The sequence below is a fragment of the Falsihalocynthiibacter sp. CO-5D18 genome (genome assembly GCF_041205445.1).
In the GTDB taxonomy this organism is placed as follows: Bacteria; Pseudomonadota; Alphaproteobacteria; order Rhodobacterales; family Rhodobacteraceae; genus Falsihalocynthiibacter; species Falsihalocynthiibacter arcticus.
In genome coordinates this window covers 1-11,716 of record NZ_JBGFCF010000032.1, presented here as the reverse complement: position 1 = coordinate 11,716, position 11,716 = coordinate 1, and the positions used below count along the sequence as shown (strand labels likewise).

Below are 11,716 nucleotides of genomic sequence, written 5' to 3'. Positions count from 1 at the left end.
GACTGTCCTGAGCGCCACCATGATCCATCAGGGTAGCGGAATAACGATATCGTGCCAAAATGGACACGAACGTCAAAAACTCTTAAGGGCACCAAGATCAGCCGGGTTTCCACACAGCCTCCGGACAAAACGAACATCGCTCGTTAAGGTGATCGCTGGAGGATCACGGATGAAATATGATGCCGATCCAACCAGCATTGTGTGCCTTTCAGGCAAGCTACTCTGCTCTTGCACGGACGATGTGGAGGTCATCAAGGACAGCCTTAATGAACATATACGGCTGACTTTGAACGAACCCAGATGCCTGTCCTTCAAGGTCTGGCAAACTGACGACGCCCTGGTTTGGCGCGTTGAGGAGAGTTTCATAAACTCTTCAGCGTTTTCGCATCACCAACAACGAACCCGTGCATCAACATGGTGGGCGGCGACCGCAGCAATCCTCCGTAACTATAGAATTACTGGTCTTGAAACGAGTGAATGAGGGCGCGAACCGGACGTTCGCCGTGTGCCGCGCCGATGTCAGGAGAGAGGACAAATTGCCGTCCGGTAGTTTGGCACTACTTGTGGCTTTCTGCCCAAAGCATGCGTAATTGGGCTACCTCTGTTCTGAGGTCGAGCTCCCGATAAGATCACAAGATGATTTTTGAACAAGGGAGATAGAAGATGGAATATTTTGCCGGTTTAGATGTGTCGTTACGATCCTGTGCGCTTTGCATTGTTGATAGCAAGGGGACGCTGCTGTTGGAGCGGGAGTTGCCTTGTGAGGTCAGCGATATTGCAGAGTGCCTTGCACGCTTCCCCCATCCGATTGAGCGGGTCGGCTTTGAAGCGGGCACGATGAGTCAGCACCTGTTCCATGGTCTGGAAGCAGAAGGCTTTGATGTCGTCTGCATGGAAGCACGACAGGTCAACGCGGCGCTGTCAGCGATGCGCAACAAGACGGATAAGAATGACGCACGCGGGATCGCTCAAGTGCTACGCACGGGTTGGTTCAGCCCGGTGCATATGAAGAGCCGTGAGGCTCATGGTGTCCGTTCTTTGCTAAGCACGCGCAAGGCATTGCTAAAGAGGCCAATGAATCTGGCCAAGACTGTGAAGCACGGCAGTTTCGATGGAGTCGTCCGGCCGATGATCGAGATGGATGACGTTCTAGCGCATGCCTTGGTGCCGCTCTTGGATGCACGTGTGGTTTTGTATCAGCACTTTCTGGAACTGGATCGGCGTGTCAAACGCGCCGCCAGCCATGATGAGGTTTGTATGCGAATGATGACCGTACCGGGTGTTGGACCGATTGCATCATTGACCTTCAAAGCCGCTGTGGATGATCCTACGCGCTTCAAACGGTCACGGACTGTAGGCGCGCATTTTGGGCTGACACCGCGACGATATCAGTCAGGTGAGCACGACAATCTTGGTCGAATATCGAAAGCGGGGGACAGAGACGTTCGTGCAACTTTGTATGCAGCTGCAAACGCTTTGCTGATGCGGACGATGGCTGGCTCACAGATCCAATCATGGGGCATGCGACTGATGTGCACCAAGGGTCGCCGTCGCGCCGTTGTCGCAGTCGCCCGCAAACTCGCCGTCTTGCCGCATCGCATGTGGGTTGATGGCACGGAATTCCGTCAGGACCAAGTGGGAGGAGCGGCATGAACTAAAAGCCGACCACCAATCCTAACGGGGTCGTCCCTCACCGGACGAGGTCTGTGCCTTCTCAGGCATGTAAACATGCCCTGTCAGGTAATAGAAGGAGCCGAAAATGGCTGCTGCGCAACGTGAAGCGCGTCTCAAAGCAAGGCTCTCCACGTCCGATCCGACATATGCGTGCAGCGGTGCCAAAACGGCATCAACCAGACTGCGAACAGAAGCGTGACCCGGATGAGTGACAAAGACCCAAAAGAAAGAAGGAAAACGGGCTTGACCTAAACATCCAATTAGAGAAGCTGACCTTAAAGCACTTTGCGGCTAACGGTAGCTTTGCCTCACTTGGGTACATTTGACCCTAATTGCTGCCACTTCACATTTTTGACAAGTTTACCGAATTTGAATAGAGCCGGCCATATTATAGCGAGTTACTTTTTTGACGAAGGAAATTGAGTTGAGCACAACACAACCACGATCTGATCTTCCGCCGAGTCGAATTTTGAGGATCGGTTTCACCGTCTTGATCAGTCTGTTTTTAATGGTATTTTTGGGAGCTTATTTATGGCCGCAAGCGGAGTCTCATTCTAGTAAAATAGCTGGGTGGATCCTTTTAAGTGTCATTTTTTTCTTTCCGTTGGCTCTTCTGTTCGTTGGGGTTCTAAGCAGTGTATTGTTTGCCTTCGATAGGCGCGCCTTCAAGGGAAAGCGGTTGAACCGGTGGCAAACAATCGTTCTCGTTCTGTGTTTGATGCTCGGCGTATTGGCGGGTTTTCTGAATACAGAGGTGGGAAACATATCTCTATTTCTCCTGATATATTGGCTGCTGACAGGAAGAGTAGCGGGCCGCGCCGGTTGGTCCGTTCGACATTTCGCGCGCACCCCATGGGATGAAAAGCTATACCTCATTGTTATGGTCGGGGCCCTTTCTCCCATCGTTTATTCATTGATTTCAATGGCGCCACGGGTCTTTTATAATCGCATTCACACTGAGCCAACCCCACGAGGAATTCCAGAGTTCCGCGTCGAATATGATCACTATCTGACGCGAGATGTCGATCGTGCATTGCTTAGGTTTCCGGATATTCAATCTTGCCTTGCGGAGGGGGCAAATGCGCAAAATCGTGCCGAACTCATCCAAATAGATTGGGATAAGATTGTCAGCACAGGCGATGCAACGGTTTGTTCCTTTAGATTGCTCCATGAATGGGGCGGCGTTCTCCAAGCCGCTGAATGGATGGAGGCGCAAGGCTTTGAGTTCGGAGAGATAAATAGCCCAACTAACCCCTATGTCACCTCAGATGGTACAATGAGAGTTGACGGGCGTTGGTCGATAAGGGAAAACGGACCCAGATTTCCGACCACTGGCCTCGTTCCGCGCTTTCTAAATTCGGTGGGTTATCTGATGACGATTTCCGCAACTTTTGATGCTGAAGGCAAAGAGCTTTTGTATCTCAGACTACTTACCTCAACACTCTAAGCCCTAAGACCCAGTTTATTTGGTAGTCTGTTTTGCACTGCAGACATTGGTGCAGAATGCAGCGAGGGTCTGCTTCCCGCTCTTGGTGTCGGATGCTGCGTTAGCACGATGGTTTCGAATTAAGCCCTAATGTAAGCGAAGCGAACGGCCCTGAGCTGACATTCGAAAATTGCGCAGCGAAGGTCCGCTTCTCCAATCGGGTGTTTAGGTTAAGCTCTTTTCCTTTGGTTCATTTGGGATATTGTTGCCCATTTGGGGCGCGCTTTTCTTCGAGGTTCGTTTGATGCCGTAATTTCAACACTGATGTTATCGGCGGCGAAAACAATCTGCGGCGCGCGTGTGCCTCAGTGCTCAAATAGGGCGGCTCAGAAGGAGAAATCGAAGATAACCCACATTCAATAGCATTACTCTCAGGTCTGAGAGTAATGCTTCAGTGTTTGGACGTCGAGAGTTGGGTCACCGGACGGATACCGCGGCAATGCCATTTACGACAGATTGTGCGCTAGAACTCTTTAGCGGTGCCCGGTCGCGTTTTATTCGACGGAATAAAGCCAGAGCGGTCTGCATCTCTTGGTTCTCTGACCCAAACCTCGCGGTTTGGATGAATGCCGCCACCACGCGATGCTGGAACGGCAGAGTGACGCGCACGATGTAAGAGGCGCGTGTCCGCGATGCCACAAGAAGGATGAGTGCCGCCATTGTCTGCGGTTTCTTTTTCCCAAATAGCTTTGCGTTTCGCAAATGTCTCTGGGTCCTTAAGCTCTGTGCAGGTTAATTCACTTGTATTCAGATCTGCGATAATTTCATCGCCATCTTTAATGAATGCGATTGGCCCACCAAGAGCCGCCTCTGGCCCCACATGTCCAATCACCAGTCCAACGGACCCTCCAGAGAAACGCGCATCTGTCATCAAGGCGATCACGATGCCTTTTTCTCGGCAAAGGGTGGTGATGCGTGCAGTCGGGTCTAGCATCTCCGGCATGCCTGGTGAGCCGGTAGGACCCTCGTAGCGCACAATGACCATATCGTTATTTTGAAAGCTATCTGGGTCCGCATCGAGCGCTTTCAAAAGGCCACTTTGCCCATCGAAGGTGCGCGCTTTGCCGCGGAATAGATTATCGCCTAGTCCACCTTCAACGCCTGCAAGTTTTAAGATTGCTGAAAAATCAGGAGACAGATTGCCGCTTAGTAAACGCAAACCACCTGTTGGTTTGTAAGGTTTTTCAACTGTATAGACGACTGTCCCGTCCGGTTTTGCCGTGTTCAGGCGCTCGACCTGCGCACTTAGGGTTTCCCCTGTGCAGGTCATAACGTCCCCATTGAGTAAGCCCATTTCCAGAAGCTCGCGGACAATCACTTGAACGCCGCCAACTTGATCAATGTCGACCATGGAGTATTTGCCATATGGGCGCGCGTCCGTAAGGACAGGCACGACATATTGCGAGAGATGATTGAACTCTTCTGGCGTCATAACGTCTTGCCAAAAATTCTCATATCCTGCGGCGCGAGCAATCTCAGGCGCGTGCAAGATGACGTTGGTTGATCCACCCACAGCCAGTGCAACAATCAAGGCATTGCGTAAAGAGTCGCGCACAACGATGTCGCGCGGCTTTAAATCCAGCTCAATTAACTGTGCTAAGTAATCGACGAGTTCGTTTGGAAATTCATTGAGGCGTCTGGAGTCATCGGACGCGGGGGCCACCATGTGCAACGGCTGCATCCCAGCGACGGCGATGAATATTTGCATGGTGTTGTAGGTAAACATGCCACCACAGCTTCCAATACCCGGACAGGCGTGGCACGCAATGTGATGACGGTATTCTGGATCCGGATGGCCGGCGGCCTCGTAGGCACTCACAATGTCGATTGCGCCGCCAGTTTTGGGATCAATCCCGGGATGGATTGGTCCGTCCGACAGGATGATTGCTGGCGTATTATGTTCGAGCAAGGCGGCCAACGTTCCGACAGGTGGTTTGTCACATGCAACAACTGCGATAGTTCCTGCAAGGCCACTCGCTTCAAGGTGTTCGCAAAGCGCATCATTGGTAACTTCGCGGCCAATAAGGGAGTAGCGCATTTCGCGCGTCCCGTTCCGAATGCCGTCTGACGTCGCGACCGTGTATTGGGGCTCGACAAGACGAAATTTCAACTGCTCTGGTTCCGTTCCGATACGGTCCCTAAGGCGGGCATGAATTGCTTCAACTTTATCTGTGACGCCCAAGTAGCATTGGCTATCGCCCTTAGTTCCGACCACACCGACTGACGGTTTATGGATCAAGTCTGGGCTGGTTCCAAGCTCCTTGGCCATGCCAATGGTTTGGGCTGAGCGCCCAGGATGGCGATCAATAAGAACGGATTTTGATATAGTCATGAGAGTTCCTTAGTGCGATAAAACAGGCAAGACACGGTCATACCTAAGTCTTATTCCGCATTCCTAAACAATAAGCGGTATCTGGGTGGGTGTCACGTTGATCTTTGGAGGTTTTTTCAGAGACAAGATGGTCGTGTCAGGGAGGGCACTCGTTTTGGTAAAACGCCGACTAATCCATTTTCGTATAGTCTTCAAAACCCTCAACTGCGCCGTCAATCGTCGTGCAGTTCCCTGCGGCACGGACGGTCGGATCATCCCACATAACATTCCAAAAAATGGTGATTGAATTCTCATCGATTATGCCTGGAAATACAGAAACCGCTGCGTTCGGCAATTCCTTAAACTCAGGGACTTCAAACCAGACGTAATCGTGGCAGACCTTCAACGCGTCGGTTGTGGCTTCGTCAAACATTTGTGCTGACACTGGAGACGCCAGCGCTACTGTGAGTGCAAAGGCTGATTGTACGAAATTATTCATGTTGAATTTCCTCTACTTTGGTTACCAACCAGCGGCTTGGATCGCGCTGGTATCCAAGCCCGCCAACGCAGCGCGCGCATCAATTCCATACGCGCCATGGCGGTTTGAGCTTCCAGCAGCCAGACCAATACCTATGGCTGTCGCTATTTCCAGATCGCGGACTTCCTTTTGTTTGCAGGTAATGAAGCCGTAGTCCCAACCCGTTTTATAGTCTGCGTTCGCTGCATAGGCAGCACCATCTTGGCTTCGTTTGCCGAACATGTCGCCACCCGCGTGCTTTCCGCTTGCACATCCCGCGTCGTATCCTGCGACATAAGTTTCAGAGTAGCCATGGCTACTGAGGGCGTCTTCGGTGCTCGTCACACTGGAACATTCGGCAACAACGGGCAGGGTGAGGAGGGAAAAGACCGATGTCTTCATAAGGTATCCAATCAGCCTATCGAGGAGAGGGGTGCAAAATTTGCCGCAGGCTCGGGGTTAAAAACCAGAACGTGAAAAGCTGACTTATCTGCCGCGGGAATTAGGGCGCATTGAGAGGCTGTTGTGGGCCAAATTCGTTGTCGCCTTTATCACTAGGTTGGATATAAAAATAGATCAAAACCAGAAAGCCGATCACAGGTAAAAGTGCGATCAACAACCACCAGCCAGATTTCCCAATATCGTGTAAACGCCTCATAGCGACGGCAATGTTCGGTAGAATAACGGCTAGAGAAATCAGAAAAGAAAGTGGCTGCCCACTTCCGCTCTGAAAGGTATCAAAACCTAATAAAGGAGCTATTATGACGCCGTCGATGAGGCGGGTGATTGCCAAAATAACGGTTATACTCAAAACCCACCACCAAAACTCGGGTCGGGAAGCGCGCCCCGAAAAAGTAGCATATTTTGAAAGAACGGTGCGGCTCGCCAGAATTGCAAATTCCATAGTTTATCCTTCTTCGCTATAATCAATTCCGGTTATAAGGCCGGCTGTATCTGCTCGACAATTCCATGGTGCCGTTGCGCCAAGTAGATCGACTGTTGTGAGTGTTCCTGTGTCTGTCGGGATTGTAGACGTTGCAATGACGATGCTTGCGGAGACATTGGCCTCCTGCGCAACAGCGAGTTCACAGCGCGCATTCAAGGCGGCATTGTCCAATGATGGAGCAGGTGTAGGCACTATATCGCAGGCCACAAGGCCGGCTGAAAAGGCGCAAACCAAGGCTATCGGTTATTTCATGAGACCCCCGTCAACTAAGTAAAACAAACCTTCAACTTAAAGAAATCGTAGTGGAACTTAGTTTAAACACCAAGACTTTTCGCGCATGTGTGTCTTGGGGGATGCTCGTGGGATCGATTGACCGCGTTTGCAGGCAACCTCACAAAAATTATTGTTCTGCTTAGGAGCGCCGACTCTGCGCAACAATTGAAACGGATCTGGTTGCCGAAGTCCAAAACATCAACCCGCGTCCGAAAACGGTGTGAACTCGCAATGATCAAGGCCCAGAGCGATGCCATTCGAGCGTTTCCGTAAGATCTGCGACGCGACCTAAAAATCCGTGAGTGAAATGGCTGCGCGCGCGGTTGTAAAAGGGTCGAAGGCGGGAGGAGGGACCTTCGGCCGAGGTGGCCGATCGCTGCGCGGTTGATGCTCTCAGCGTGCAGCGGATCCGCGCCCTCTGGGATGCGCGCCCCTAGGCCTGACGCCGAGCTGCTCGCCCCTGTGAGAAAACCACAGATTGCGCTAGGGGCAAAGAGCCAAGCCGACATCGAAATTGCGCTGGGGCGGATTGGCAGTGATTTGATCACCAGCGGAGATCGGCATGGGGCGCTGGTGACCTGGGCGATCAAGCACAGCGCAATTGTTGGGCCCGAATAGGGCGACAGGAAACGAGATACCCGCGCCTACGGGCAGGGGCGCTCGGTGGTTCAGTACCGAACTCCACGATATCTTGTTCCCTAAATTGGCCGCGAGGTGGCTGGCCTTTTTTAACATTTGAGAAACTAATTGAAAAGATTAACAAATAGTTTACGCACGTAACGTGGGACATCGCTTGGCGCGGCGAAAAATGATTTGAAATCGGCGTTTTAGGCAGCAGGCATGGACACCCCTCAACACAGATGCACCCGGTGCATTTTGTGCGGCGCGTCCTCTTTGCCCCGCCGATTTTTACAGCATTCCTTTTCAATATTTCAAACAAGCGAGACCGTATTTTTATGCCCATTTATTCAGAGTTTCAGGTCAACACCTACACAGCGAACTCTCAGAGATCCCCCCAAATCACCGTATTAAGCGATGGCGGTTGGGTGGTGACATGGCAGTCCTATGGTCAGGATGGCGACAATTGGGGTATCTATGCGCAAGCTTATAACGCTGACGGTACCCCGCAAAGCAGCGAGACGCAGGTCAACACTTATACGGTTGGTAGCCAAAGCATCCCCCAGATCACCGCGCTGAGCGATGGCGGTTGGGTCATTACGTGGCTGTCCTTTGATCAGGATGGCGACGGTTACGGCGTCTATGCTCAGGCTTATAATGCGGATGGCACGGCCCAAGGCAGCGAGACGCAGGTTAACACTTATTCGACCAACTACCAGTCCCAACAACACGTCGCGGCCTTGAGTGATGGCGGATGGGTGATCACATGGGCGTCCACTGGTCAGGATGGCGAAGATGTCGGCGTTTATGCGCAGGCCTATAATGCGGATGGCACGCCCCAAGGTGGCGAGACACAGGTGAATACCTATACAACAAGCGTTCAGCAGTCCCCCCAGATTACCGCACTGAGCGATGGCGGCTGGGTGATTACATGGACGTCGTGGGGGCAGGATGGCGAAAGTGCCGGAATCTATGCGCAGGCCTATGACGCCACGGGTTCCGTACAAGGGGGCGAAACGCGCGTTAACGCCACCGTGACAGGCTCTCAAGAAGAGTCATCAATCACCGCGCTGAGTGATGGCGGCTGGGTTGTCGCATGGCCCGCCTATTTACAAGATGGCGAAGGTTTTGGCCTGTATGCGCAGGCCTATAATGCGGATGGCACGCTGCTTGGCGGCGAGACACTGGTTAATACCAGTCCGCTCGCCTTCTGGAGTTACACCCCCCAGATCACCGCGCTGAGCGATGGCGGTTGGGTGATTACATGGGAAGCGCCAGATCAGGATTCCTACGGTGTCTATGTACAGGCTTATAATGCTGATGGCACGGCCCAAGGCAGCGAGACGCAGGTCAACACCTATACAATTAACGATCAGGCCACCCCCCGGATCGCCGCGCTGAGTGACGGAGGATGGGTGATCACATGGCGATCCAATGGTCAGGATGGTAACAGTTGGGGCGTCTTTGCACAGGCTTTTAACGCCGATGGCACGCCCCAAGGGGACGAGACGCAGGTCAACAACCACACTCTGAGCTATCAGACCGACCCCGAGATCAGCGCCCTGAGTGATGGCGGCTGGGTGATCACATGGAGGTCCGATGTGCAGGATGGCAGCAGTAACGGTATCTATTCACAGGTCTATAACGCCGATGGCAGCGTGAACTGGGGGCTGCCCTCGGATGTGGCGGCTTTTGAAGGGATTGCGGCTGATCTGGACTTGTCGGCGGTGCATTTTGCCGTTGCTGGCGGGGGCGCGAGTTTTGCTCTGACGCTCACGGCGGACAGCGGTACGCTGGAAGCGACCTCAACCGGCACAGTTACCGTGACCGGCAGTGGAACCGGTGCGTTGATCCTGACGGGCCTTCCGGCGGATATCGATGCGTTTTTGAACACAGCCACGGCGATCCAGTATACGGGTGCTGCGGATGTGGCCGGAAACAATGCGGCGTCGATCAGCGTGACCGCTAATGACGGCGGAACGGTTGAGGCCCTCGGTGCGGTCAATGTGGATATCACGCCAATTTTTGAGACACAGGTTAATACCTATACGACAAACGAACAGACCAACCAGCAGATTACCGCCCTAAGCAATGGCGGCTGGGTGATCACATGGCAGTCCCTTGACCAAGATGGCGACATTTACGGCATCTATGCACAGGCCTTTAACGCGGATGGCACGCCCCAAGGCGGCGAGACACAGGTCAACGTCTATACGACAGGAAATCAGGAATACCAGCAAATCACCGCGCTGAGCGATGGCGGCTGGGTGATTACATGGCGGTCCCCGGGGCAGGATGGCGACGATAGCGGTGTCTATGCACAGGCCTATAACGCGGACGGTACGCCCCAAGGCGGCGAGACACACGTTAGTACCTATATTGCAGGCTCCCAGTACAGCCAACAAGTCACCGCATTGAGCGATGGCGGCTGGGTGATTACATGGACGTCGTGGGGGCAGGATGGCGATGCCGCTGGCATCTATGCACAGGCCTATAACGCCGATGGCACGCCTCAAGGCACCGAAACACAAGTCAATACTTACACGACATTAGAGCAATACAACGCTCAAATCACCGGGCTAAATGATGGTGGTTGGGTCATCACATGGGTCTCCTATGATCAGGATGGTTCTTTTCCCGGCGTCTATGCACAGGCCTATAATCCGGATGGTACGCCCCAAGGCGGCGAGACACAGGTCAATACTTACACGACCAGCGGCCAGTACGAGCCCCAAATCACCGCGCTGAGCGATGGCGGATGGGTGATTGCATGGAACTCCTCTGGCCAGGATGGCGACGGTTGGGGCATCTATGCACAGGCCTATAATCCGGATGGGACGCCCCAAGGCAGCGAGACGCAGGTCAATACCTACACGGCGGATAATCAGTACTTCCCCCAGATCACGGCCCTGAGCGATGGGGGCTGGGTGATCACATGGACCTCCCAGAGGCAGGATGGCGACGGGAATGGCGTTTATGCACAGGCCTATAATGCCGACGGCTCCGCGCGAGGCGATGAGACGCAGGTCAATACCTATACAGCAAGCAGCCAGTACGAGCCCCAGATAACCGCACTAGAGGGTGGCGGCTGGGTGATCACTTGGCTGTCCGCCGGACAGGATGGCAGCAGTTATGGCGTCTATGCGCAGGCCTATTATGCCGATGGCAGCACGCAAGGCGACGAGACGCAGGTCAACACCTATACTGAAGGCAATCAATACCTCCCACAGATCGCCGCACTAGAGGGTGGCGGATGGGTGATCACATGGCAGTCCACTGGGCAGGATGGCGGCGGTGCCGGCGTTTACAGTCGCAGCTTTCAGCCTGTCGCGAGCGGGGATGTTTCAGTCACGCTCACAGGGAGCCAAGCCGCAGGCCAAACGCTGACTGCCGAGATCGAAGGCCTTCGGACCGACGATCCGCGCTTTACCATTAGCTATGTTTGGACAGCGGATGGGGTGGTTCTCGAGACCACATCCGAGAATACCTTTGCACTGACGGCAGCGCATGTGGGGGCCGAGATCGGCGTGACAGTTCTTATTCAGGACGCATCGTTTGAGACCGCGTCGGCACAGTTCGCGCCCGTGACCGGCCCGATTGACGATGGCAATCACGACCTGACTGGGACTGTTCTGCTTGTCAGTGACAACGCCGATCCGGCGGTATTTGCGCTGGGGGATACGGTGACTGCGGATGTAAGCGGCTTGGCCGATGACGACGGGTTGGGCACGCTGCGCTATCAATGGTTGCGCTCGGGCGAGAAGTTTGAGGGGGCGCAAGAGGCCACTTATACGCTCACGGATGAGGACGAAGGCCATGTGCTGACGGTTCTCGTTTACTTTAATGACGGCGGGGGGTTCCACGAGGCAGTGACCAGTGTTGCGGTCCAAG

The 11,716-nt window shown here is 53.6% G+C and carries 8 protein-coding genes and 1 pseudogene; 5 read left to right on the top strand and 4 right to left on the bottom strand.

All coding sequences use genetic code 11. The features are described from left to right. Positions 1-169 precede the first annotated feature (169 nt). From AB9F27_RS21440 to AB9F27_RS21430, 3 genes are all read left to right on the top strand, one after another. Complete coding sequence (locus AB9F27_RS21440; RefSeq protein ID WP_335586919.1) at positions 170-481, top strand: antibiotic biosynthesis monooxygenase; 312 nt, start codon at positions 170-172, stop codon at positions 479-481. 182 nt (positions 482-663) lie between these two features. Beyond that, positions 664-1,653, top strand: coding sequence for an IS110 family transposase (locus AB9F27_RS21435; RefSeq protein WP_335586918.1), 990 nt, complete (start codon positions 664-666; stop codon positions 1,651-1,653). A 445-nt stretch (positions 1,654-2,098) separates the two neighbouring features. Continuing rightward, positions 2,099-3,121, top strand: coding sequence for a hypothetical protein (locus tag AB9F27_RS21430; RefSeq protein ID WP_335586917.1), 1,023 nt, complete (start codon positions 2,099-2,101; stop codon positions 3,119-3,121). A 502-nt stretch (positions 3,122-3,623) separates the two neighbouring features. On the opposite strand, the gene AB9F27_RS21425 is transcribed toward AB9F27_RS21430, so the two are convergent. From AB9F27_RS21425 to AB9F27_RS21410, 4 genes are all read right to left on the bottom strand, one after another. Beyond that, positions 3,624-5,492 carry a dihydroxy-acid dehydratase gene (locus AB9F27_RS21425; RefSeq protein ID WP_335586916.1) on the bottom strand — a complete coding sequence of 623 codons (1,869 nt, stop codon included), beginning with the start codon at positions 5,490-5,492 and terminating at the stop codon, positions 3,624-3,626. Between the two features lie 169 nt (positions 5,493-5,661). Further along, complete coding sequence (locus tag AB9F27_RS21420; protein ID WP_335586915.1) at positions 5,662-5,970, bottom strand: hypothetical protein; 309 nt, start codon at positions 5,968-5,970, stop codon at positions 5,662-5,664. Between the two features lie 21 nt (positions 5,971-5,991). Beyond that, a complete protein-coding gene (locus tag AB9F27_RS21415) occupies positions 5,992-6,390 on the bottom strand; it encodes a hypothetical protein (protein WP_335586914.1) in 399 nt (132 codons plus the stop codon). Between the two features lie 100 nt (positions 6,391-6,490). Then, positions 6,491-6,892 carry a DUF805 domain-containing protein gene (locus AB9F27_RS21410; protein WP_335586913.1) on the bottom strand — a complete coding sequence of 134 codons (402 nt, stop codon included), beginning with the start codon at positions 6,890-6,892 and terminating at the stop codon, positions 6,491-6,493. A gap of 738 nt (positions 6,893-7,630) precedes the next feature. Here AB9F27_RS21410 and AB9F27_RS21405 point away from each other — a divergent pair. Together AB9F27_RS21405 and AB9F27_RS21400 are read left to right on the top strand one after the other, a co-directional pair. Next, positions 7,631-7,825 carry a hypothetical protein gene (locus AB9F27_RS21405; RefSeq protein WP_335586912.1) on the top strand — a complete coding sequence of 65 codons (195 nt, stop codon included), beginning with the start codon at positions 7,631-7,633 and terminating at the stop codon, positions 7,823-7,825. A 338-nt stretch (positions 7,826-8,163) separates the two neighbouring features. Beyond that, positions 8,164-11,716 (top strand): annotated as a pseudogene (locus AB9F27_RS21400) (hypothetical protein); the annotation flags it as partial.

Excerpts from the sequence above, each read along its gene's own strand:
- AB9F27_RS21420 (WP_335586915.1), bottom strand. The coding sequence starts at position 5,970 with ATGAATAATTTCGTACAATCAGCCTTTGCACTCACAGTAGCGCTGGCG.
- AB9F27_RS21435 (WP_335586918.1), top strand. The coding sequence starts at position 664 with ATGGAATATTTTGCCGGTTTAGATGTGTCGTTACGATCCTGTGCGCTT.
- AB9F27_RS21425 (WP_335586916.1), bottom strand. The coding sequence starts at position 5,492 with ATGACTATATCAAAATCCGTTCTTATTGATCGCCATCCTGGGCGCTCA.
- AB9F27_RS21415 (WP_335586914.1), bottom strand. The coding sequence starts at position 6,390 with ATGAAGACATCGGTCTTTTCCCTCCTCACCCTGCCCGTTGTTGCCGAA.
- AB9F27_RS21440 (WP_335586919.1), top strand. The coding sequence starts at position 170 with ATGAAATATGATGCCGATCCAACCAGCATTGTGTGCCTTTCAGGCAAG.
- AB9F27_RS21405 (WP_335586912.1), top strand. The coding sequence starts at position 7,631 with ATGCGCGCCCCTAGGCCTGACGCCGAGCTGCTCGCCCCTGTGAGAAAA.
- AB9F27_RS21410 (WP_335586913.1), bottom strand. The coding sequence starts at position 6,892 with ATGGAATTTGCAATTCTGGCGAGCCGCACCGTTCTTTCAAAATATGCT.